The organism is Kitasatospora sp. NPDC004723 (assembly GCF_040609255.1).
Lineage (GTDB): Bacteria > Actinomycetota > Actinomycetes > Streptomycetales > Streptomycetaceae > Kitasatospora.
Map to the genome: position 1 here is coordinate 13,591 of NZ_JBEXJT010000031.1, position 22,949 is coordinate 36,539.

Annotated in this window: 18 protein-coding genes; 8 read left to right on the top strand and 10 right to left on the bottom strand. The window is 73.3% G+C overall.

Features of this window, described 5'->3' with window-relative positions; all coding sequences use genetic code 11:
- Positions 1-39 precede the first annotated feature (39 nt).
- Positions 40-816 (bottom strand): hypothetical protein, encoded by a 777-nt coding sequence (locus tag ABZW10_RS25745; RefSeq protein WP_355369913.1) that lies wholly within the window; start codon positions 814-816, stop codon positions 40-42.
- A gap of 156 nt (positions 817-972) precedes the next feature.
- Between ABZW10_RS25745 and ABZW10_RS25750 the strand changes: the two genes are divergently transcribed.
- Positions 973-1,689, top strand: a complete 717-nt coding sequence (locus tag ABZW10_RS25750) for a prepilin peptidase (RefSeq protein ID WP_355369915.1) — start codon at positions 973-975, stop codon at positions 1,687-1,689.
- Between the two features lie 123 nt (positions 1,690-1,812).
- On the opposite strand, the gene ABZW10_RS25755 is transcribed toward ABZW10_RS25750, so the two are convergent.
- A complete protein-coding gene (locus ABZW10_RS25755) occupies positions 1,813-3,432 on the bottom strand; it encodes a glycosyl hydrolase family 18 protein (protein ID WP_355369917.1) in 1,620 nt (539 codons plus the stop codon).
- 423 nt (positions 3,433-3,855) lie between these two features.
- Here ABZW10_RS25755 and ABZW10_RS25760 point away from each other — a divergent pair, with 423 nt between their 5' ends.
- The 4 genes from ABZW10_RS25760 (at position 3,856) to ABZW10_RS25775 (ending at position 9,321) form a co-directional block, all read left to right on the top strand.
- Positions 3,856-4,650 carry an isoprenyl transferase gene (locus tag ABZW10_RS25760; protein WP_355369919.1) on the top strand — a complete coding sequence of 265 codons (795 nt, stop codon included), beginning with the start codon at positions 3,856-3,858 and terminating at the stop codon, positions 4,648-4,650.
- A 247-nt stretch (positions 4,651-4,897) separates the two neighbouring features.
- Complete coding sequence (locus ABZW10_RS25765; protein WP_355369921.1) at positions 4,898-6,232, top strand: PhoH family protein; 1,335 nt, start codon at positions 4,898-4,900, stop codon at positions 6,230-6,232.
- A gap of 455 nt (positions 6,233-6,687) precedes the next feature.
- On the top strand, positions 6,688-7,461 hold the full coding sequence (locus ABZW10_RS25770) for a lytic transglycosylase domain-containing protein (protein ID WP_355369923.1): 774 nt from the start codon (positions 6,688-6,690) through the stop codon (positions 7,459-7,461).
- A 456-nt stretch (positions 7,462-7,917) separates the two neighbouring features.
- Positions 7,918-9,321, top strand: coding sequence for an AI-2E family transporter (locus tag ABZW10_RS25775; protein WP_355369925.1), 1,404 nt, complete (start codon positions 7,918-7,920; stop codon positions 9,319-9,321).
- A gap of 46 nt (positions 9,322-9,367) precedes the next feature.
- Here the strand turns inward: ABZW10_RS25775 and ABZW10_RS25780 are convergent, their stop codons facing one another.
- From ABZW10_RS25780 to ABZW10_RS25790, 3 genes are all read right to left on the bottom strand, one after another.
- The gene (locus ABZW10_RS25780; protein ID WP_355369927.1) at positions 9,368-9,655 is read right to left on the bottom strand and encodes a hypothetical protein; all 288 of its coding nucleotides are present in this window, start codon (positions 9,653-9,655) and stop codon (positions 9,368-9,370) included.
- 389 nt (positions 9,656-10,044) lie between these two features.
- A complete protein-coding gene (locus ABZW10_RS25785) occupies positions 10,045-10,587 on the bottom strand; it encodes an alkyl hydroperoxide reductase (RefSeq protein WP_355369929.1) in 543 nt (180 codons plus the stop codon).
- A 3-nt stretch (positions 10,588-10,590) separates the two neighbouring features.
- A complete protein-coding gene (locus tag ABZW10_RS25790) occupies positions 10,591-11,142 on the bottom strand; it encodes a peroxiredoxin (RefSeq protein ID WP_355369931.1) in 552 nt (183 codons plus the stop codon).
- Positions 11,143-11,330: 188 nt separating this feature from the next.
- On the opposite strand from ABZW10_RS25790, the gene ABZW10_RS25795 reads away from it, so the two are divergent.
- Positions 11,331-12,284, top strand: coding sequence for a LysR substrate-binding domain-containing protein (locus ABZW10_RS25795; RefSeq protein WP_355369933.1), 954 nt, complete (start codon positions 11,331-11,333; stop codon positions 12,282-12,284).
- A 9-nt stretch (positions 12,285-12,293) separates the two neighbouring features.
- Here the strand turns inward: ABZW10_RS25795 and ABZW10_RS25800 are convergent, their stop codons facing one another.
- The gene (locus ABZW10_RS25800; RefSeq protein ID WP_355369935.1) at positions 12,294-12,917 is read right to left on the bottom strand and encodes a TetR family transcriptional regulator; all 624 of its coding nucleotides are present in this window, start codon (positions 12,915-12,917) and stop codon (positions 12,294-12,296) included.
- Between the two features lie 151 nt (positions 12,918-13,068).
- Here ABZW10_RS25800 and ABZW10_RS25805 point away from each other — a divergent pair, with 151 nt between their 5' ends.
- A complete protein-coding gene (locus tag ABZW10_RS25805; protein WP_355369937.1) occupies positions 13,069-15,267 on the top strand; it encodes an MMPL family transporter in 2,199 nt (732 codons plus the stop codon).
- A gap of 54 nt (positions 15,268-15,321) precedes the next feature.
- On the opposite strand, the gene ABZW10_RS25810 is transcribed toward ABZW10_RS25805, so the two are convergent.
- From ABZW10_RS25810 to ABZW10_RS25820, 3 genes are all read right to left on the bottom strand, one after another.
- On the bottom strand, positions 15,322-17,133 hold the full coding sequence (locus tag ABZW10_RS25810) for a SpoIIE family protein phosphatase (protein WP_355369939.1): 1,812 nt from the start codon (positions 17,131-17,133) through the stop codon (positions 15,322-15,324).
- A 100-nt stretch (positions 17,134-17,233) separates the two neighbouring features.
- Complete coding sequence (locus ABZW10_RS25815) at positions 17,234-17,929, bottom strand: class I SAM-dependent methyltransferase (protein WP_355370026.1); 696 nt, start codon at positions 17,927-17,929, stop codon at positions 17,234-17,236.
- Positions 17,930-18,616: 687 nt separating this feature from the next.
- The gene (locus ABZW10_RS25820; RefSeq protein WP_355369941.1) at positions 18,617-21,580 is read right to left on the bottom strand and encodes a BTAD domain-containing putative transcriptional regulator; all 2,964 of its coding nucleotides are present in this window, start codon (positions 21,578-21,580) and stop codon (positions 18,617-18,619) included.
- Positions 21,581-21,813: 233 nt separating this feature from the next.
- On the opposite strand from ABZW10_RS25820, the gene ABZW10_RS25825 reads away from it, so the two are divergent.
- Positions 21,814-22,056, top strand: a complete 243-nt coding sequence (locus ABZW10_RS25825) for a hypothetical protein (RefSeq protein WP_355369943.1) — start codon at positions 21,814-21,816, stop codon at positions 22,054-22,056.
- Positions 22,057-22,623: 567 nt separating this feature from the next.
- On the opposite strand, the gene ABZW10_RS25830 is transcribed toward ABZW10_RS25825, so the two are convergent.
- Complete coding sequence (locus tag ABZW10_RS25830; protein WP_355369944.1) at positions 22,624-22,908, bottom strand: hypothetical protein; 285 nt, start codon at positions 22,906-22,908, stop codon at positions 22,624-22,626.
- Between the last annotated feature and the right edge of the window lie 41 nt (positions 22,909-22,949).

Genomic DNA, 22,949 nt, shown 5'->3' on the forward strand with positions numbered 1-22,949 from the left:
CTGTCGTTCCGCGCCGCCTTCGATCAGGAGGCGGAGGCCTCAGCTCGCCTTCCAGATCAGCGGCTCGGTGTCCAGAACGCTGCCGAAGACGAGGAACTGCGGCGGGGTGCCGTCCGGAACGAGATAGACGGCACACTGCTGCTGGCTCTGGCCGTCGTTCAGCACGCCCGGCTGCTTGCCGGTGTCGCACTGCGGGATCGACTTCAGGATCGTCGGGGCGGGCAGGATGCCGCTCCCCGCGGGGTCGGTCTGCACCTTGAACCGCATCATGAAGTACTCGTCCTGCAGCGGGGTGCCGGTCCGGTTGGTGAAGTTGACCGTCACGTAATACGGGGTCATGCCCGCGGTGTCGGCCGGCTTGAACCGGTACGGCGCGATCTCGGCGGCGGTGCCCTTGACCACCGAGACCGGGGTGACGTCGGCCTTGGTCCTGCCCAGGTAACTGCCGGTGGCGGTGAGCGGCAGCGGGCTCTCGAAGGTGATCTTGCTCTTTCCGCCGCTCGTGCCGCCGATCGGGTTGCCGCTGGTCGCGGCGGTCGGCAGCGGGTTGGGGGCCGTCGCACCGCCGGCCGCGCCGCCCGCGCCGCCGGCCGGGGCGGAGGTCGGGGCGGACGCGGGCGCGGAGGTCGGGGCGGACGTCGCGGCGCCGGTGGGGGTGGCGGCCGGGGTGTCGGCGGCGGGCGGTGCCGTGGTCGGCGCCGCGGTCGGGGCGGCGACGACCGCCGGGTCGTCGTTCTCCGGGCCGCAGGCGGTCAGCGCCAGCGCCAGTACGGCGACCGGGGCCGCGGCGCGCAGAGTGCTCCGAAGCTTCGTCAAGGTGCGTCTCCCCCGTGGATGATGTGGTCGGTGCGGCACCCGGGTTGTGCGGTGCCGTGAGTGTCGGACGCGGACGGTGTCCGGCCGGTTCCGGGCAGGGTCCGGGCCGGTCGGCGGCGGGTCGGCGGCCGGACCGGGGCGAGGAGGGGGAGAGCCGTGATCGCGAGCGCGCTGGGAGCGGTACTGGCCGGTCTGCTGGTGGCGCCGGCCCTGCGCGGCCTGGTGGTGCGCTACGCCGTGCCGCAGGACGAACCGTGGTGCCTGGCCTGCCCGTCCTGCGGACGGGAGCTGCGCGGCCTGCCGCCCACCGGCCGGTGTCCGGGCTGCCGGACCGGGCTCGGCCCCGGCGCCTGGCTGGTGGAGGCGGTCACCGCCGCGGCCGCCGCCGCCGCACTCGCCGCCGCGCATCCGGCGGACGCGCTGCTGCTGCTCTGGCTGGCCGGGCCCGGCGTGGTGCTGGGCTTCACCGACGCCCGGGTGCACCGGCTGCCCTACCCGCTCACCTGGACGCTGGCGGCGGGCCTCGCGGTGCTGCTGCCGGTGGTGCAGCTGGCCGAGGGCGCCCCCGGCGTGCTGACGCGCTGCCTGCTGGTGGCGCTGGCCGCCGGGGTGCTGTTCGAAGTCCCGGTCCAGATGGGGCTGGTGGGCGGCGGGGACACCGTGCTGGCGCTCGGCCTCGGCGCGCTGCTCGGCCGCTACGGCTGGTCCGCCGCGTTCGCAGGCCTGGCGGCCTTCGTGCTGCTGGCCGGGCTCTGGTCGGTCGGCGTGCTGCTGGCCTCCCTGGTGCGCCGCCGTCCGGTGCGCGGCCGGGAGGTGCCGCTGGGCCCGTTCCTGCTGCTCGGCACCCTGCTGGCGGTGCTCGGGCACTCCTGAGGCGCTCCCGGCCCGAGGCGCGCACCGCCCGGGAAAGCGGACGGGCCCGCCGTACCGGTAGGTACGGCGGGCCCGGCGCCGACGCGCAGGCCCCACCCTCAAGGAGCGGCGCGCCGGGGGGAGTTACGGCATCTGGTGGACGAACGGGCCGACCGTGTTGGAGAAGGCGTTCCCGTTGACGGAGTCCCAGTTGGTGGACCAGGTCATCGCGCCCCGGATGGTCGGCCACTTGGCCGGCGGGACGAAGCTGCCGCAGTTCTTGCCGGTGGCGAGGCAGTCCAGCGCGTTGTTGACGACGCTCGGCGCGACGTAGCCGCCGCCGGCCGCCTTGGAGGAGGCGGGGACGCCGATGCCGACCTGGTCGGGCCGCAGACCGCCCTGGATCTGGGTGCAGATCTGCGAGGTGATGAAGTCGATGGTGCCCTGGGTGTAGACCTTGCCGTCGCAGCCGTTCATGCCGCCCGAGTTGTAGAACTGGGTGTTGACGACGGTCAGGATGTCCTTGGTGTTCAGCGCCAGCTGGAAGTAGGCGCCGGCGGTGGAGTACATCCCGATGGTCTCGGGGGCCATCGTCAGGACGAAGTTGGAACCGACCTTGGCCTGGAGGCTGTGCAGGGCGTTGCCCATGTGGGTCGGGTTGACCCCGTTCTCCAGGTCGATGTCGATGCCGTCGAAGCCGTAGTCCTTGATGACGGCGTAGGCGGTGTCGACGAAGGTCTGGGCGGCGGTGGCGTCGTTGACCGAGATGGCGCCGTTCTGGCCGCCGACCGAGATGATGACCTTCTTGCCGGCCGCCTGCTTGGCCTTCACGTCGGCGCGGAACTGGGCGTCGGTGTAGCCGCCGAGGCCGGCGGAGAGCTCCGGGTCCAGCTTGAAGGTGATGGCGCCCGCGCGGCTGGGGACGGCGTCGGCGAACGAGACCGCGATGATGTCGTACGCGCTCTGGACGTCGCTCAGCTTCTGGAGGTTGTTGCCCTTGTTGTCGAAGTTGTGCCAGTAGCCGGTGATCGCGTGCTTCGGCACACCGGTGTTCGGGTTGCCGGTGCTGGTCGCCGTGGGGGTCGGGGTGACCGTCTGGGTGGGCGTCGGCGTGACGGTCTGGGTCGGTGTGGCGGTGGCCGTCGGCGAGGCGGTCGCGGTCGGCGTGACCGTGGGGGTGACGGTCGGGGTGGGGGTGACCGTCGCGGTCGGGCTCGGGGTGGTGGGGCCGCCCGGGCCGCTCAGCACGACGTCGTCGGCGTAGAAGGCGCTCTGGCCGTACCAGCCGTGCAGGTAGACGGTGACGGTCTTGGCGCTCGCACCGGTGGTGAAGGTGGTGGAGAGCTGGTTCCAGCTGTTCTGGTTGGACCAGACGCTCGGGTCGGTGCCGCCGGTGCCCCGCGCGCCGAGGTAGGCGTACGGGCCCTGGACCCAGGCGCTCAGGGTGTAGCTGGTGTTGGGCAGCACGCTGATGGTCTGGGTGCACTCGGCGGTGTCCCCGGCGCTCGGGGTGGCCTGCAGCGCGCCCGAGCCCGAGTGGACCGGCGTGGTGACGGCGCTCGCGGCACCGGCGCAGACCCAGCCGCTCAGCGAGCCGTCGAAGCCGCCGTTGGTGACCAGGTTCCCGGCGGCCGCGTTGGCGCCGCCGGCGAAGAGGGCGAGGCCGGTGCCGGCCAGGGCGAGGGCGGTGGCGCCCGCGGCGAGGGCCGGGACGGGGCCGCGGCGGCGCTTGTGCGACACGGGCCGGTTCAGCGTACGGGCCATGGAGGTGCGCTCCTGTGGGGGAGGAGCGGCCGCCGCGGTGGGGGGCGCGGCGGCCGCGTGTGGGGGAGGGCATTGCGTCCGAAGTACTGCCTTGACGAGGGCGGGTCCGGTGTTCTGTTCCGCCCTGGGAACAAAAGCTGGACTAGACCATTGGGGGTCGTCAAGCATTGAACCGTCGGCTTACGGATTCCTTAAGGAATCGGAGACCGTTCCGTATCCGGCCGCCGGCCGTTCCCCGGAGCGTCCCCGGGACGTCGTGCCGGTGCGTTCAGGCCACCTCCGGCACGCCCGTCGCGACAGACTTCGCACAGGACCGTGACCCTCCCGCGACCTGCGGCTTTCCGTGCCACCACGACGCGGGAGTAGGCTGCGCCGGGGGTTCTGAAGCACCCGGTGAAGTGAGTACGGAGGGGCCGAAAAACCATGGGTCTGCGCGATGTCGTCGAACGCACGCCGGGTCTGCGCGTCCTGCTGGACGGGATGTACGGCCTCTACGGTCGCCGGGTGGAGGTGCACCTCGCCCGCACCCCGCACCACATCGGCGTGATCCTCGACGGCAACCGCCGCTGGGCCCGCGCGACCGGCGGCTCCACCGCCTACGGCCACCAGCGCGGCGCCGACAAGATCAGCGAGTTCCTCGGCTGGTGCGACGAGACGCACGTCAAGGTCGTCACCCTGTGGATGCTCTCCACCGACAACCTCGACCGCCCGGCCGACGAGCTGGTCCCGCTGCTCGGCATCATCGAGGACGCCGTCACCAACCTCGCCGCCGCCCGCCGCTGGCGGATCAACCCGGTCGGCGCCCTGGACCTGCTGCCGCAGCACACCTCGGACGTCCTGAAGCGGGCCGCCGAGGAGACCGCGGGCATCGAGGGCATCACCGTGAACGTGGCCGTCGGCTACGGCGGCCGGCACGAGATCGCCGACGCCGTCCGCTCACTGCTCCAGGAGCACGCCGGCCGGGGCACCTCGATCGAGGAACTGGCCGAGATCCTGGACGTCGAGCACATCGCCGAGCACCTCTACACCAAGGGCCAGCCCGACCCCGACCTGGTCATCCGCACCTCGGGGGAGCAGCGGCTCTCCGGCTTCCTGCTCTGGCAGAGCGCGCACAGCGAGTTCTACTTCTGCGAGGCGTACTGGCCGGCCTTCCGCAAGGTCGACTTCCTGCGGGCGCTGCGCGCCTTCGAGCAGCGCAACCGGCGGATGGGCCTCTGACCGGGGCGTACGGCGGTTCCGGGGGACCGGGCCGGCGCGGCGCGCCGGATTGACCACCGTAGGGGCTGGCTTACCCGGCGGCCGGGCGAGGCCAAACGTTCACCCGCAATGATCCGTCAGTTCGCCGACGGCGCGAATGCACCGCCCCCCGCCTGGGAATACTCCGATCAGACCGGCCCCGAGGCCACCGGGGCAGCGGGGGCCGGCTTGCCGCGGATGACGCAGGGTCATCCGCCCTGGAGGCCTAGTGGTCAGTTCCAAGAGCCGCCGGACACCAGACCGGCGCACGTACGTTCTCGACACCAGTGTGCTCCTGGCGGACCCGCTCGCCATGACCCGTTTCGAGGAGCACGAGGTCGTCCTCCCGGTGGTCGTGGTGACGGAGCTGGAGGCCAAGCGGCACCACCCGGAGCTGGGGTACTTCGCCCGGCAGGCGCTGCGACTGCTCGACGACTACCGGATCCGGTTCGGCCGCCTCGACGAGCCGATCCCGGTCGGGGAGCTCGGCGGCACCATCAGGGTGGAGCTCAACCACTCCGACCCGTCGATACTGCCGGCCGGCTACCGGGCCGGTGGCGGCGAGGCCGACACCCGGATCCTGGCGGTGGCCCGCAACCTGCAGGCCGAGGGGTACGACGTCACCGTCGTCTCCAAGGACCTCCCGCTGCGGATCAAGGCGTCCTCGGTCGGCCTGCTCGCCGAGGAGTACCGGGCCGAGCTGGCGATCACCTCCGGCTGGACGGGCATGTCCGAGCTGCACGTGCCCGCCGACGACGTGGACGCGCTGTTCGCGGCCGGCCACGACGCCGGGGTGGACGTCGAGGGCGCCGCCGAGCTGCCGGTGCACACCGGGCTCGTGCTCACCTCCGAGCGGGGCAGGGCGCTCGGCCGGGTGGCCGGGGACGGCCGGGTGCGGCTGGTGCGCGGGGAGCGCGAGGCGTTCGGCCTGCGCGGGCGCAGCGCCGAGCAGCGGGTGGCGCTGGACCTGCTGCTCGACCCGGAGGTCGGGATCGTCTCGCTGGGCGGCCGGGCCGGTACCGGCAAGTCCGCGCTGGCGCTGTGCGCCGGCCTGGAGGCGGTCCTCGAGCGGCAGCAGCACCGCAAGGTGATGGTCTTCCGGCCGCTGTACGCGGTCGGCGGGCAGGAGCTCGGCTACCTCCCGGGCACCGAGACGGAGAAGATGAGCCCCTGGGCCCAGGCGGTCTTCGACACCCTCTCGGCGGTCACCACCCCGGACGTGATCGAGGAGGTCATCTCCCGGGGCATGCTGGAGGTCCTGCCGCTCACCCACATCCGCGGGCGTTCCCTGCACGACGCCTTCGTGATCGTGGACGAGGCGCAGTCGCTGGAGCGCAACGTCCTGCTGACGGTGCTGTCCCGGATCGGCCAGGGCTCGCGGGTGGTGCTCACCCACGACGTGGCGCAGCGGGACAACCTCCGGGTCGGCCGGTACGACGGCGTGGTGGCGGTGGTGGAGAAGCTGAAGGGGCATCCGCTCTTCGCGCACATCACGCTGACCCGCTCGGAGCGTTCGCCGATCGCGGCGCTGGTGACGGAGATGCTGGAGGACGTCAACCCGTGATCCGCCGATGTCCGGCATTCCGGACATCAGTGGACAAAGGCGTCAATTCCTAGCACGGAGCCCGCTCCTGAGGGAGCGGGCTCCGCCCTTTTCATCACATCGAGTGGCCTGCGTTGGACGAACGCCGGTTCGGCGATTGTGACATCCGCCACGCAACGGGGAATTGCGTCGACAGGTCCCCGTGCGGCATGGTGAGGGTTCTGTCAGGCCCCGCGTACGGCATGGCAGGGCTTCCGGGAGACCGGGGGTCCGGCCCGGACGGTCCACCAACTCCGGTCGGTGGACGCACAATTGAAGACCGTGAGCCGTACGCCACCCGATCGCAACGCCCGGTCGCCTCACCTCGGCCGGACGCCGGGTCAGTCCCTCCCGTGACCAGCACCGTACGGAGGGCCGCGCCAAGGGGCATCTTGCGCCCGTACGGTCACGCGTGGGCGATGCTGGAAGGAATCCATGTGACTCGGATCTCGGTCCGGGGAGTTGCTGTCGCCTCCGCCACCGCCGTCACCGCTGTCGGTGCCGTGGTGGGAATGGCGTCGGGCAGCGAGGGCAAGACGACGCAGACGGTCGATGTCGCCGGCGCGACGCTGCTTGCCGAAGTCCCCTCCGGCGCCCAGGCGCAGACCATCAGCGACAACATCGGCACGCAGGCATCCGCCCAGCAGGCCGCCGCCGACGCCGCCGCCAAGGCCGCCGCCGAGCAGAAGGCGGCCGAGGAGGCCGCCCGCCAGCAGGCCGCCGCCGAGGCGCAGGCCAAGGCCGATGCCGCCGCCAAGGAGGCCGCCGACGCGGCCGCCAAGGCCGAGGCGGAGAAGGCCGCGAAGGCCGCCGAGGAGAAGCGCAAGGCCGACGAGGCCGCTGCCAACCGCTCCAAGGCCCGCTCGGCGATGGCCGCCACCGACAGCGCCGCGCCGTCCGCCCCGGCGGTCTCGGTCAGCCCCGGTTCGGTGCAGGAGCTGGCCCAGCAGATCATCGGCAACGACGCCCAGTTCCAGTGCTTCAGCCAGATCGTGAAGCGCGAGAGCGGCTGGAACTACACCGCCACCAACAAGAGCTCCGGCGCGTACGGCCTGGTCCAGGCGCTGCCCGGCTCCAAGATGGCTTCGGCGGGCGCCGACTGGCGCACCAACCCGGGCACCCAGATCAAGTGGGGTCTCGGCTACATGAACAGCCGTTACGGCAGCCCCTGCGGCGCCTGGTCGTTCTGGCAGTCGCACCACTGGTACTAGGAACACCCGGTACCGGGAACGCCGCCGCGGCCCCCGGTCACGCTTCGGCCGTGACCGGGGGCCGCGGCGTTCCCTGCCGCGGTGTCTCCCGCCGCGGTCTCTCCGACCCGTCGACGGGCCGCGCCGCCCGTGTCGCGCTGACCAGTGCGCCCGCGGGCGGTGCGGACCCGGGTGCGGACGCGGGGACGGGGAGGGGTCCTGGTAGCTCCCCGCGCCGGCCGGTCCGCCGACAGTTGGCTCTGGGTTCCCGACCGACTCCTCCCCGCCACCGGGTGCCTGAAACCACCCGGGACATGCTGTTTTGCCCCGGAATCGGCCCCGAAGATCCCGCACGGATCGCACCCGCGGAGCGGACTCACCACGCCCCGGCCGGGTAGCGTCTCCCTGACGGCCGTGGCGGGACCCACGGCGTGCCGCCGCACCGGGCGGCTCCGGCGGGGAGAAGTGGTAGCGAGCATGGCGCGGGGCGGAAAGGCCTTCAAGGCCGTGGCCAAGGGCATGGCCGTGGCGGCGAGCGCGGCGGCCGTGATCGAGCGACGCCGACGGGCCGCGATGGCGGCCGACTTCCACGAACCGCCGCTCGCCCCGGTGCCGCCGCCGTCCGACCCGCTGCCGTCCGACCCGGTGCCGGGGCCACGGACCGAGGCCGCTCCGGCGGCGCCCGCCGTCCCCGCTCCCGCTCCCGCTCCCGCGCCGGCCCCCTCGTCCCCTCCGGTTTCCTCCCACGGGCACTTCGGCCGGCCCGCCACCCCCGCCGAGGCGGTGCCGTGGGGCCTGCGGGTCGCCGCCGAGTCCACCTGGCGGCTGCTGCTGCTCGGCGCCGCGCTGTACGTCGTCTTCTACATCGTCGACATGCTGCGGCTGGTCGCCTTCGCGGTGCTCGCCTCGCTGCTGATCTCCGCGCTGCTGGAGCCCACCGTCTCCTGGCTGCGCCGCCACGGCGTCCCGCGCTCGCTGGCCGCCGGCGGGGTGTTCATGAGCGGACTGGCCGGCATCGGGCTGGTCGGCTGGTTCGTGGTCTGGCAGGTGACCACCAACCTGGAGACCGTCACCAGCAAGGTCAAGGCCGGTGTCGACCAGCTGCGGGACTGGCTGATCACCGGGCCGCTGCACCTGACCGAGCAGCAGATCACCGACTTCGCCAACCAGATCACCAAGGCGATCAGCACCAACACCGAGCAGATCACCTCGGCCAGCATCACCGGCGCGCAGATCGCCGTCGAGGTGCTGACCGCCGTCCTGCTCGCCTTCTTCACCACCTTCTTCCTGCTCTACGACGGCGAGCGGATCTGGAACTGGGCGCTGCGCGGCCTGCCCCGGCACTCCCGCTACGCGATGGCCGGCGCCGGCCCGAAGGCCTGGGCCACGCTCACCGCCTACGTCCGCGGCACCGTCTGCGTGGCCTTCATCGACGCGGTCTGCATCGGCACCGGTATCCAGCTGCTCGGCGTGCCGATGGCGCTGCCGCTCGCCGTGATCATCTTCCTGGGCGCCTTCGTCCCGCTGGTCGGCGCGCTGGTCACCGGGACGGTCGCGGTGCTGATCGCGCTGGTCACCACGACGCCGTGGACGGCGCTGATGGTGCTGGTGGTCCTGATCGCCGTCCAGCAGATCGAGGGCCATGTGCTCCAGCCGCTGATCCTCGGCCGCGCCGTGCGCGTCCACCCGCTCGGCGTCGTCCTCGGCGTGGCCGCCGGCTCCATCATCGGCGGCATCGGCGGCGCCATCGTCGCCGTCCCCCTGATCGCCGTCACCAACACCGTGGTCACCCACCTCCGCCGCCGCAACGAGGCCGGCCAGGCCGTCTTCACCGCCCTCGAAGCCGCCCGCGAAGCCGCTACCCGCCCCCCGACCCCCTGACCCGCGTGGACGGGCCCCTCTCCGGGGCCCGTCCACGGTCGTCCGGTCAGCGTGCGGCGAGTACCGCACCCCAGATCAACGCACCCATGCAGCCGATCAGCGCGCCGTTCGCCACCAGCGCCGACTTGGTCATCCGCGCCCACCGCCGGGCCGGCGTCACGGCCAGCAGCACCCAACTCAACAGGCCGCCCGCCGCCGGCCCGACCAGCGGCAGCAGAACCACCCGCGCGGCCCGGTCCAACCTCCAGTCCTCGTCCAGCCCGAACAGCGAGAGGAGCGAGGCGATCGTGACCCACCCGGCCACGGCGAGTCCGACCAGCACCCAATAGACCACGGCGAGCCTCGCCCACCCGCTCCCGGCGCGGGCGGTCCGTCGGTGAGGCCCGCCGAGGCGGGCCGGGTGCGGAGGCGGAACGGGCCTCTCATCGGACCGATTCACCGACCGCCCACCCTCCGCACCTGGTCCGCATGCCCACTGACGACTGCCCCGATCTCGGCTGCTGTGCGTCCGGCTGCCTGTAGTTCCTCAGGTCGTACCTGGAACCCTGCGTTCCCCCCTGCGCCGGGCATGTGGTCCTTCCTCTCCTCCGGAAAGTGTGTTCGGTCCGGTTCGGACTGTAGTCGGGGAGGGCGGCGGATGTGGGGGAATGCCGGTACGCGAACGGGCCCCTCGCCGGGACTCGGGGGGAGTCCGGGGGAGGGGCCCGTTCGGGGTGGTGCGGGTCAGGCGGTGACGGTCGCGAGGGCGGCCTCGGAGTCGAGGACACCGGCGACGGCCTGGAGGACCGCGGCGATCTTCATCGAGGCCTGGACGACCTCGCGGTCGACGCCGGCCTTGCGCAGGACGGCCTCGTGGGAGTCGAGGCACTGACCGCAGCCGTTGATCGCGGAGACCGCGAAGCACCAGAGCTCGAAGTCGACCTTCTCGACGCCCGGAGTGCCGATGATGTTCATCCGCAGACCGGCCCGCATGCTGCTGTACTCCTTGTCGGAGAGCAGGTGCAGCGTCCGGTAGTAGACGTTGTTCATCCCCATGACCGCGGCCGCGCCCTTGGCGGCGTTGTACGCCTCCGGGGAGAGGTTGGCCTTGGCCTCCGGCTCCAGCTCGCGCAGGACGGCGGGGCTGCGGGTGGCCATCGCGCAGGCGAGGACGGTGCCCCACAGCTGCTGGGCGGGGAGGTCGGAGTTGCCGATGACCGAGCCCAGGTTGAGCTTGAGGTCCTTGGCGTAGTCCGGGAGGGCGGACTTCAGGTCGTCGAGGGCCATGGGTCAGCCCGCCAGGAGGGCCTGGGCGTCGAGGGTGTCCTCGCCCTTGTTCCAGTTGCACGGGCACAGCTCGTCGGTCTGCAGGGCGTCCAGCACCCGCAGGACCTCCTTCGGGTTACGGCCGACGGAGCCGGCGGTCACCATGACGAACTGGACCTCGTTGTTCGGGTCGACGATGAAGACGGCGCGCTGGGCGGTGCCGTCCGCGTTCTCGATGCCGCAGGCGCGCATCAGGTCGTGCTTGATGTCGGCCAGCATCGGGAACGGCAGGTCGTTGAGGTCCTTGTGGTCCTTGCGCCAGGCGTGGTGCACGAACTCCGAGTCGCCGGAGACGCCGAGGATCTGGGCGTCGCGGTCGGCGAACTCCTCGTTCAGCTTGCCGAACGCGGCGATCTCGGTCGGACACACGAAGGTGAAGTCCATCGGCCAGAAGAAGACGACCTTCCAGCCCTTCTGGTCCTCCGAGGTGTAGTCCTTGAACTCCAGCTTGTCGGCGGACGGGCCTTCCACGCCCTTGAGGTTGTAAGCCGGGAACTGGTCACCGATCGTCAGCACGTTAGCTTCTCCTGTGAGGGGTGGGGAGTTTGTCCGGTTTGCGGAACGGGTTCCACCATTCCACATCGTGGACTGATCAGGGAAATAGCTACACTCGATGTGTCTGATCGGAGAGAGTTATCAACGGCCCCGTACCCCCCTCCCGCCCCGCCCGTCACAGGGCTCCCGCCCGCAAACCCGGGGCGACTGTGGCGAACGCCACCCCACGCAGTCCCCGGACACCCACGGTCGCCCAGCTCAGGGCCTTCGTGGCGGTGGCCGAGCACCGGCACTTCCGGGAGGCCGCCGCGGCCACCGGGACGAGCCAGCCGGCGCTCTCCGGGGCGGTCGCGGCGCTGGAGGAGTCGCTGGGCGCGCAGCTCGTCGAGCGTACGACGCGACGGGTGATGATCACTCCACTGGGGGAGCGCGTACTGGAGCACTCGCGCCGGGTGCTCGCCTCCCTGCAGGCGCTGACCGAGGAGGTGGAGGCCGCCCGCCGTCCGTTCACCGGGCCGCTGCACCTGGGCGTGATCCCGACCGTCGCGCCCTATCTGCTGCCGACCGTGCTGCGGCTGGTCCGCGACCGCTACCCGGAGCTGGAGCTGCACGTCCACGAGGAGCGGACGCCCTCGCTGCTGGAGGGGCTGGCCGCCGGGCGGCTGGACGTGCTGCTGCTGGCGCTGCCGGCCGGCGGGAGCGCGCCGACCCGGGACATCCCGCTGTTCGACGAGGACTTCGTCCTGGTCACGCCGCCCGACCACGAGCTGGCCGGCCGGGCCGACGTGCCGCGCGACGTGCTGCTCGACCTGGACGTGCTGCTGCTGGAGGAGGGCCACTGCCTGCGCGACCAGGCCCTCGACATCTGCCGCGAGGTCGGCGCCGACCAGGCCGGCTCCACCACCCGGGCGGCCGGCCTGTCGACCCTGGTGCAGCTGGTGGCCGGCGGTCTGGGGGTGACCCTGCTGCCCGCCACGGCGCTGGACGTGGAGGCGGGCCGCGCCGACCGGCTGGCCGCCGTCCGCTTCGCCGCGCCCGCCCCGGGCCGCCGGATCGGCCTCGCCACCCGGCCGGGCTCGGCCCGCAGCGCCGAGTACGACCGCTTCGCCGTCACGCTGCGCGAGGTGCTGGCCGAGCTGCCGGTCCGGATCGTCGAGCCGTAGGGCGCGTCCTCAGACCCCGGCGGGGGCGCCGAGGCAGAGGCCGACCGTGGTGGCGACCAGCAGGTCGAGCGCCCGGCGGGACTCCTCCTCGGGGTCCTCGCCGGCGGCCTTGAGGACCAGGTAGCGGTCGGTCAGTCCGTTGAAGCCGGCCAGGAAGTACACCGCGATCTCCTGCGCGGGCAGCGTCAGCGGCTGCTCGTGGGCGGCGGCGAGCCCGGTGAGGAGCTCGGCGGCGGTGGCCTCGATCTCGTGCTGGACCGCCCGCATGATCTCCTGCAGGTCCAGGTCGCGCAGCGCCATCGCGGAGAATTCGGTGATCAGCGCACACCTGCCGCGCTCGCCGACGGCGCTGTCCCACAGGGCGTGGACCATCGTGCGGACCTGCTCGCCGAACGGGCCCTCGTCCGGCGCGGACGCCCGCACCTGGCCGATGAAGTCGGCGGTCAGCTGCTCGACGACGGCCCGGTAGAGGTCCTTCTTGGTGCCGAAGGTGTAGTGCACCGTCGCCTGCGCCACGCCCAGCTCGGCCGCGATGGCGCGGGTGCTGCCGGCGGCCACGCCCTCGCGGGCCATCAGGTCGATGGCGGCCTGGATGAGTTGGGGGCGCCGTTCGGCGGCCGGGACATGAGCCATTGGGCCAGGGTATCGCCATGTTCGCGCAACCAGATCGATCGATTGCGTCACACGCTCTCGTCGATTGACTTTGTCACATGACTAAGTTGCGCGTACGGTGGTGCGGACGACTGGGCGACGAGCCCGGAACGACCCGACCCGAAGGTGACGCATGGCCACCTACCTGTACCGCCTGGGCCGCCGCTGCTTCCGCCGCAGGCGTACCGTGCTCGCCGTCTGGCTGGCCCTGCTGATCGCCGTCGGCGGCGCGGCGGCGGCCTTCGGCGGCTCGACCTCCGAGGAGTTCAAGGTCCCCGGCACCGAGGCCCAGGCGACCCTGGACCGGATCAAGGGCACCTTCCCCGAGCAGGGCCACGGCTCCGCCCAGGTGGTCTTCGCCACCGAGGCGCCCGGCGGCATCGCCGCCCCCGAGACCGCCAGGGCGGTGGGCGAGGCGGTCACCCGGATCGCCGCCGTCCCGGGCGTCGCGGGCGTCCCCGACCCGTACGCCACCGGCGCGCTGTCCCCGGACGGCAAGGTGGCGCTGGGCCTGGTCTCCTTCGACGGCAAGCTCGGCGACATCACCGACCAGCAGCGCGACGCCGTCCGGGCGGCGGCCGACCCGGCCCGCGCGGCCGGGGTCACGGTCGCCTTCGGCGGCGACGCCTACAACAAGATGGCCCAGGTCGACGGCGGCGAGGCGATCGGACTCGTGGTGGCCGGGCTGGTCCTGGTGATCACCCTGGGCTCGCTGGTCGCGGCCGGGCTCCCGTTGGCCACCGCCCTGATCGGGGTCGGCGTCGCGATGGCCGGCGTGTTCACGGTGGCGGGCTCGTTCGAGATCATCTCCACCGCGCCGGTGCTGGCGCTGATGGTGGGCCTCGCGGTCGGCATCGACTACGCCCTGTTCATCCTCTCCCGGCACCGCCGCCACCTCGCCGAGGGGCTGGAGCCGGAGGAGGCCGCCGCCCGCGCCAACGCGACCGCCGGCAGCGCCGTGGTCTTCGCCGGGCTCACCGTCGTGGTCGCCCTGGCCGGCCTGGCCGTCGCCGGGGTGCCCTTCCTGACCGTGATGGGCCTGGCCGCCTCCGGCGCGGTCGTCATCGCGGTGCTCGTCGCGATCACCCTGCTGCCCGCCCTGCTCGGCTTCGCCGGCCGCGGCATCGACCGGCTGCCGGTCTGGCGGGGCGCGCTGCGGAGCGCCGGGCGCACGACGCTGGGCGAGCGCTGGGCGGGCTTCGTGGTGCGCCGCCCGCTCGCCGTCCTGCTGGCCGGCCTGGCCGCGCTGGTCGCGCTCGCCGTGCCCGCCGCGAGCCTCACCCTCGGCCTGCCCGGCGGCGGCTCGCAGGCCAAGGGCACCGACGCCCGCACCGCGTACGACCTGGTCGACCGCAGCTTCGGCCCCGGCTTCAACGCCCCGCTGGTGGTCGTGGTCGACGCCGCGGACGCCGCGCAGCCGGAGCAGGCGGTGCAGGGTGTGGCGGGCCGGCTCGCCGCCCTGCCCGGCGTGCAGACACTGCTCCCGCCGCAGCTCGACCAGCCGAGCCGCACCGCGCTCGTCCCGGTGATCCCGAAGACCGGCCCGGACCACGCCGACACCCGGCAGCTGGTCACCGACATCCGCGAGCAGCGGGACGCGATCCAGGCCGGGACCGGCGCGCGGATCGACGTCACCGGCACCACCGCCGCCAACATCGACGTCTCCGCCAAGCTCTCCGACGCGCTGCCGCCGTTCGTCGCGGTGATCGCGGGCATCGCGCTGGTGCTGCTGGCGCTGGCCTTCCGCTCGATCCTGGTGCCGCTGAAGGCGGTCGCGGGCTTCCTGCTCTCCATCACGGCCTCGCTCGGCGCCGTCGTCGCGGTCTACCAGTGGGGCTGGCTGGACGGCCTGATCGACGTGCCGAAGGTCGGCCCGGTGGTCAGCTTCGTGCCGATCCTGCTGATCGGCGTGCTGTTCGGGCTGGCGATGGACTACGAGCTGTTCCTGGTCTCCGGGATGAAGGAGCAGTACGTGCACGGCGCGGCACCGCGCGAGGCGGTGGTGGCCGGGGTGAAGAACGGCGCCCGGGTGGTCACCGCGGCCGCCCTGATCATGATCGCGGTCTTCGGCTCGTTCGTCTTCGGCCACGACCCGATCGTCCAGCCGATCGGCTTCGCGCTCGCGGTGGGCGTGCTGGTGGACGCCTTCGTGGTGCGGATGGCCCTGGTGCCGGCCGCGATGACGCTGTTCGGCCGGGCCGCCTGGTGGTTCCCGAGGAGCCTGGACCGGGTGGTGCCGCGGGTCGACATGGAGGGCGAGCAGCTGATGGCCCGGCTGGAGTCCACCGGGAGCGGCGCCGCCCGGGACGTGAAGGAGCCCGAGCGGGTCTGACGCCACCGCGAGGGGCCGCCCCGGCGAACCGCGCCGGGGCGGCCCCTTCGCACGTCACGGCAGGCGCTGTTCGAACCAGACCACCTTGCCCGTGCCCAGCCGGGTCGCGCCCCAGCGCTCGGCGCACCGGGCCACTATCTGCAGGCCCCGCCCGCGCTCGTCCTCCGGCCCGGTCCGCCGCGGCCGGGGCAGCAGCGGGCTGTCGTCGCCGACCTCGCAGCGCAGCCGGGTGGTGCGGACCAGGCTCAGGGTCACCGGGCGGGTGGCGTGCTGGACGGCGTTGGTGACCAGCTCGCTGACCATCAGCTCGGTCGCCTCGGTCAGCTCCTCCAGCCCCCAGCGGCGCAGGGTGTGCGCGGCCAGCCGGCGCGCCCGCCCGGGCGTCTCGTTGCGCGGCTGGAGGTACCAGTGCGCGACGTCCCCGGCCGGGATGCCGTCGAAGCAGGCGGCCAGCAGCGCGATGTCGTCGCCGCGGTCGCCGGGCGGCAGGATCCTCAGCGCCTCCTGGCAGAGGTGCTCGGGTGCGTGCCGCTGGGCGCCGGCGAGCCGGGCGCGGAGCAGTTCGAGGCCGTCGCTGAGCGGCCGGTTGCGGGTCTCCACCAGACCGTCGGTGAACAGCAGCAGGGCCGAACCGGGCGGGGCGGGCAGTTCGACGGAGGAGAAGTCCACCCCGCCGACGCCGATCGGCGCGCCGGCCTCCAGGTCGAGCAGCTCGGCCGCGCCGTCCGGCCGGACGAGCACCGGCGGCACGTGCCCGGCGTTGGCGAGCACCACCCGGTTGGCGATCGGGTCGTAGACGGCGTAGACGCAGGTCGCCAGGTGCTGCTCGCGGCCGAGCCGCTGGGCCTGCTCGTCCAGGTGGTAGAGCACCTCGTGCGGCGGCAGGTCGAGCGCGGCCAGGGTCTGCGCGCTGGTGCGCAGCTGGCCCATGATGGCTGCCGAGGTCAGCGAGTGGCCCATCACGTCGCCGACGATCAGTGCCACCCGGTTGCCAGGCAGCGGCACGGCGTCGTACCAGTCGCCGCCGACCTGGGCGCCGCGCTCGCCGGGCAGGTAGCGCTGGGCGAGCCGGACGCCGTGCGGCTGGGGCAGGCGCAGCGGCAGCATGCTGCGCTGGAGCTCGTTGGCTATCTCCCATTCGCGGGCGTAGCGCAGCGCGGTGTCGACGGCCAGCCCGGCCTGGGTGGCGAGGTGGGTGGCGGTGGCGGTGTCGGTGGCGTCGAAGCCGGGCCGGCCGCTCTTGGCGGACGGGCGCCGGATCAGCACCAGCAGTCCGAGCACGGTCTTGCGCCCGCGCAGCGGCAGGGCGAGCACGGAGGTCCCGGGGCTGAGCCGGGCCAGGCCGCGGGCACCGTACAGCTCGCGCAGCAGCTCGGTGGTGCGGGCGCTGCCGCTGTCCTCGGCGGCGCCGAGCACGACCGGTTCGGCGGGGCGGCGGCTGAGCAGGGTGTGGGCGAGCGCGCCGCCGCGGGTGACCGGGGTGGCGGGGCCGGGGTCGGCGGTGGAGCGGGCGCCGTACCGGCTGCCGTAGCGGTCGCGGCGGTCGTCGCCGGCCGGGCGGCCGCGCCGGCCCAGCCGGGTGCCCTGGCTGTGGTGGATCCGCAGCTGCTCGGGGAAGCCGGGCTCGCGCTCGACGTTGGGCAGCGGGTCGCGCAGGTGGACGACGGCGGCGTCGGCGAGGGCGGGGACGAGCACCCGGCCGGCGTTGCGCAGGGTGGCGGCCAGGTCGAGCGCGCTGTTGATCCGCCGGGTCGCGGAGTCGAGGTAGGCCAGGCGTTCGGGGACGTGCTCCGGGGGTGACGACGGGCGGCGCGGGGTCGGCAGGGCAGGCGGCTGTCCGGCCTCGGGTTTGAGCTGGTCGCGCACGGGTGCCTGTCCTGGGATCGGTACGGTCTGTGGTCTGTCGGGGGACTGCCGGGAACTGCCTGGGCCTGCCTGGAACTGCCTGGGCCTGCGGTCCGGCCCGTCAGCCGGTCCGCCGGCAGCGGAGGAAGAGCTGCTCCTCCGGCGGCAACGAGGTGCTGGCGGGCGCGTACGGGCGGCCCTCCTGCTCCTCGACCACGAACCCGGCGGCCAGCAGGACCCGTTCGAGATCCTCGCGCAGGTACCCGCTGATCCGCAGCTCCCGGCCGAGGAACGGCAGGGGAACGTGATCGAGGTCCGCCTCGACCATACCGAGCGCCAGCAGCCCGCCGGGCCGCAGCAGGGTGTGCAACCGGCCCAGCACGGTGGGGATCTCGTCCTGGGGGAGCAGGATCAGCGAGAAGAAGGCGGTGACCGCGTCGAAGGTGCCCCGCCCGGCGGGGCCGAGCCGCGGCAGGTTCCAGGCGGAGGCGGCGCGCTCGGTGGCGAGGTCGTACATGTCGATGCGGTGCAGGGCGGGCGGGTGCGGCCCCGGGTGACGGGCCTGCCGGGCCAGGGTCAGCATGACGTCGGAGAGGTCGATCCCGGTGACCCGCATCCCGGCCTCGGTCAGCTGGCGGACGGTCGGCTCGCCGTTGCCGCAGCCGACGTCCAGCACCGCGGCGCCGGGCTCCAGCCCGGCCAGCAGCCGGCGCCCGCAGGCCAGCTGGCCGTCCTTCGAGGGGAACGCCTCCGCGTAGCCGGTGCCGATGGTGTCGAAGGCGACCGCCTGGAGGGCGCGTTCGGCCCGGCGGCGCAGGACGTCGGACCCGTCGTCGCCACCCGCGTCCTCGTCGACGGGGAACGGATCCGATATCTGTCCGGTCGTCACGATTGAGAGGCACCTTTCGGCCGGGCCTCCGGTCGGCCGGACGAGACGCGAGGCCGGACCGCCGTCTCCTCCCGGCGCCCGCGCTGCCCCGCCGGCCCGCTGCCGGTGGCGGTACGTCACGCTCCCCGCGTCACAATGACTGCATTGCCACGCTGACTGCACGCTGACACTTTGCACAGACTCTTTGCACAGAGACACTCTGCACTGCGGGAGCGCCGCCGCGCTGCCTTTTCCGGATTGCTCCACCGGAGAAGTGCACTCGTGTGTGTACTGGCCTCCGAGAATATGCGTGATCACTCCGCCATGGGGTCCGTTTCCGGCCAACTCGTGGCGGTTGGCCGGTGCCGCACCCCCGTCCGGAAGCACGGGGCGCGGGCCGGGGTGGTGCGGCCGGGCTCCGCACGCCGTGCGGCCGGCCGCCGAACGGCCCCGACCTGCGGTTCCACCGGTCCCGGGAGCCGCCTGGCGGGCGTTTATTGAACGTCAATCGGGCCGGTGCACAGTGGTGTCCAGCGCCGGGGAAGCGTTGAAGGCGTTCCCGCAGCCGGGGGGCTGCGGGAGCGCCGAACGCTCACGGGGGAAGGCCTCCACGGGGGACACGGGGGAGCGGAGGCCTCACGGCGCGGGGGGAGAGAGGGGCTCGGTGTGCTGCTGGGAGATGAGGTTCGCCACGGGGGAGGCCTCGGGCACACCGAGCCGGATGAAGATGGCGTGCGCCTCGCGCAGGCACGCCAGGCCGCGCGCGGGCTGGGCGAGGGCGAGCAGCGCCTCGCCCAGCGCGGCGTCGGCCAGGCCCTGGCAGTAGGCGGAGTCCATCTCCAGCCCGATCGCCAGCGACTCCTCGGCGGCCTCGGCGGCCTCGGCCTGCTGGCCGGCGACGAGCAGCGCGGAGGAGAGCCGGGCCAGGGTGTAGCCCTCGCGCAGCCGGTTCTGCTGCGACCGGTAGAGCCGGTGGGACTCGCGCAGGTGCTCGGCGGCGGTCGCGGGATCGTCGGCGGAGGAGAGGACGACGCCGAGCTGGTACAGGGTGTCGGCCAGGCAGGGACCGTTCTTGGAGGCGCGCGCGGTGGCCACCGCCTCGGTGACGGAGCGGACGGCCTGTTCGACCAGTCCGAGCCCGAGTTGGGCCCGGGCGAGGTTGGCGAGCAGCCGCGCCTCACCGATCGGTGCGCCTACGACGCGGCTGATGGTCAGGGCCTGCTCGAAGAACGGTGCCGCCTCGGCCGGGCGGTTGCCGAGGCTGAGGATGATGCCGAGGGTGTTGGCCGCCATCGACCGCATGACGGTCATGTCGTCGGCGCCCAGCAGACCCAGGCTCTTGCGCAGCGACTGTTCGGAGCTCTGGAAGTCACCGGTGACGGATTGCAGGGTGCCGAAGGCGAAGTGCACCCGTGCGAGTGCCGCGGCATCCCCGTGCGTCTCGGCACTCCTTTCGGCCGTCTCCAGCATGCGGCGCACCCGCGGCCCGTGCGTCGGGTCCTCCACAAGGCTGTCCAGGATGATCAGCAGGTCGACGGCGGGCCGCAGCAGCCCGCTCGGCCCCTGAACGGCCGCCTCGACCGAGCTGAGCAGAAGGCCGATCTCGGCCCGGATCCACTCCTGAGCGTATTCGCCGGTGATCAGCGGGATGCCGGTGGAACCCGGAGCGTCCAGGGGGTCTGGCAACTGGTCGTCGGGCTCGATGGCCTGGGCGGCGTTGCGGACCGTGGCGAGCAGCAGGTCGAGCAGCCGCAGAACGGCGGCCTGCTGCTCCTCGACGTCCCCCACCCGCTCGTTCTGCCGCTGCGCGTAGAGCCGGAGCAGGTCGTGGTACCGGTAGCGGCCCGCCGAGAAGGTTTCCAGCATGTTGGCCTCGACGAGCGCCTCGGCGAGGTTCTCGGCCTCGGTCTCGCTCACCCCGAGCAGCGCCGACACGGCCGGCAGCGGCAGGTCCGGCGAGTCCACCACCGAGAGCAGGCGGAAGGCCCGGGCCTCGGCGGGGGACAGCTGTCCGTAGCCGAGCCCGATGGTGGTCTCCACGGCGAGGTTGCCGAGCTGGAGCTCGTCCAGGCGCCGGCGCTGGTCGGCTAAGCGGCGGGCGAGGTCCGAGACGCTCCAGCGCGGACGGCTGGCGAGCCGGGCCGCGGCGATCCGGACGGCGAGCGGCAGGAAGCCGCAGGCGGTCACCACCGCCATGGCCGCCTCCGGTTCGGCGGCGACGCGCTGCTCGCCGACGATCGCGGAGAACAGCGCCAGCGCCTCCTCCTCGGTCAGCTCCTCGACGTCCACCAGGTGCGCGCCGGGGATGCCGGCCAGCCGGGAGCGGCTGGTGGCGAGCACCGCGCAGCTGGAGACCCCGGGGATCAGCGGCCGGATCTGCTCGGCGTCCTGGGCGTTGTCGAGCAGGATCAGCATCCGCCGGCTGGCGAGCAGCGAGCGGTAGAGCGCGGCGCGCTGCTCCAGCGAGTCCGGGTTGTCGGTGACGCCCAGGGAGTGCAGGAAGTCACCGAGCACCACCGCCGGGTCGGCGGGCGAGGCGCCGGCGCCGCGCAGGTCCACGTAGAGCTGGCCGTCCGGGAACTCCGCGCGCACCCGGTGGGCGACGTGCACGGCGAGCGTGGTCTTCCCGACGCCGCCGATGCCGGCCAGCGAGGTGACGACCACGGCCTGGCCGGTGGCGTTCATCAGGACGGCCGAGAGGTCGGCGACCATCTCCGTTCGGCCGCTGAAGTCCGAGACGTCGGCGGGCAGTTGGGCCGGAGCGGGCGGCGCGGCCGGCCCCTCCTCGCGGGCGACGGCGGGCGGCGCGGGCACGGTGGGCAGGGCCAGTGCCGGGTCGGCGGCGAGGATCCGGGAGTGCATGGTGGAGAGTCCGGCGCCCGGTTCGACGCCCAGCTCGTCGATCAGCAGCTTGCGGGTGTCGGTGTAGACGCCCAGCGCCTCCGCCTGCCGGCCGCAGCGGTACAGCGCGAGCATCAGCAGTTCGCGCAGCCGCTCGCGCAGCGGGTGCTCGGCGGTGAGCGAGTTCAACTCGCCCACCACGTCGGCGTGCAGGCCGATGTCGAGGGCCAGCGCGCACCGCTCCTCGGCGACCGCGACCTGCCGCTCGGCGAGCCGCAGCCGCTGGGCGTCCGCGTACGGGCCGGGGACGCCGGTGAGCGGGCGGCCGGCGAACAGGGCGAGCGAGCGGAGCAGCAGGTGGTGGGCGTTGTCGAGGTTCCCGGCGTTGCGGGCGGTCGCGGCCTCGGCGGCGAGCTGCTCGAAGACCGTCACGTCCAGGGCCTCGCCCGGGATGTGCAGGGCGTAGCCGTCGGCGACCGAGACCAGGAACTCGGCGGGCCGCCGCACCTCGCGGCGCGGTTCGATGACCGTGCGCAGCCGGGAGACGTAGGTGCGCAGCGCCGCGACGGCCTGGGTGGGCGGGCGCTCGCCCCAGAGGCCGTCGACGAGGTCCTGGGTGGTGACCGGGCGTCCGGCGTGCAGCAGGAGCATGGTCAGGACGGCCTGCTGCTGCGGTGAACCGAGGGCGAGCGGCCTGTCGTCGAGCCAGGCCCGGACCGGACCGAGTACCTGGAAGCGCAGCGCCGGTGCGGGCGGCATCTCCCGCAACTCCATGTGGTCCCCCGATGGCCTGGTGTCGATTTCCCGGTAGGGCGCTCGGCGGTTCCGCCCTTGTGGTGGCCTCAGCTTAGGCGGGGGCCCGACTCTGCCGGACGGCACGGTCAGCCGCACGTTGTTTATCGGACATTTAGTCAACCCTACGATACTGAGCCCGAGCCCGCGCCAATCCGGTGGGGCGGAACACCGTTTGATGACCGAAAGGCGGCCCACGCATGGCCAACGACCAGAGTGAGTCCCCCGCGGCGAGCGTACAGGCCGACGAGGCCGTCGAGGGCGCGGTCACCGCGACCTCCGACGCGGCCGGCTACACCGAGCCCTCCGCCGACCGCAAGGCCGACCTGGAGGACGACCTCTTCGGCGACGAGGCCCAGTACGTGGTGGAGACCGAGGTGCCGGCCGACGGCGGGGCGAGCGCCGAGCGCGAGCCGCAGGGTGTCATCGCCAGCCACCCGTAAGCACGTCGTACCAGCGGTTCCAGGGGGGAACGCTTGAACACGATCCGTCGCCTCTCGGTCGTCGCCGTCTCGACGATCGTGGTGACCACCGGCTACCTCGTGACGGCCACCGGCGCCTTCGCCGGAGTGATCGCCGGTCACCCGTAGCCCCACACAGCACCCGTGTGCCCCGCACCCCGCCGTCCCGGTGGTGCGGGGCAAACGTCGTGGGGGTGGGGGATTCGGTGTGACATACGGGTATTCGGGATTCCGGATCGTGTGCCGATGTTGATCGAGGGGCCGTGGCGGCTGTACTTTTCAGCACTCGGGCCGCCAGGGGGGCGGCCCCGACACCAGGGGGAATCGCTCATGAGCACGCTTCGCCGTCTTGCCGTGGTCGCCGCTTCGACGGTGGTCGTCTCGGCCGCGTACGTGGCCACCGCCGCAGGCGCCTTCGCCGGGAACGTCACCAACTGCCCCTGACGGGCAGCGGTTGGTATCCGCCGGGCCGCCCGCCGACACGGTGGGCGGCCCGGTGCGCGTCCGGTGGCCGGAACTCGCCGGTGCGCTTGCCCGCCGGAGCGGGCATCAGGCCGCGTGGACGGCGGAGGGTCCGGCCCGGCGGGCGGGCCCGGTCCGTCCCGCCGGCTCGGCCGCGGCGGCGCTCTCGCGGGCCGCCCCGCCGCCGGCCGGGGCCGCGGGGGCGATGTGCTCGGGGCGGGCGGTCCACTCGCAGCCGCCCTCGGGCGGGCGGAGGTAGTGCTCCCCACCGATGGTGTCCATGTAGATGCCGGTACGCCCGGTCCTGCTGTCGAGGACCGGTTCCCCCACGCGCGGCCGGTAGGCCGCGGCGGCGCGCTTTCGGATGCTCACCGCGCTGCTCCTTGCTGCTCCGGTGCGGGCGCGGCGACGGT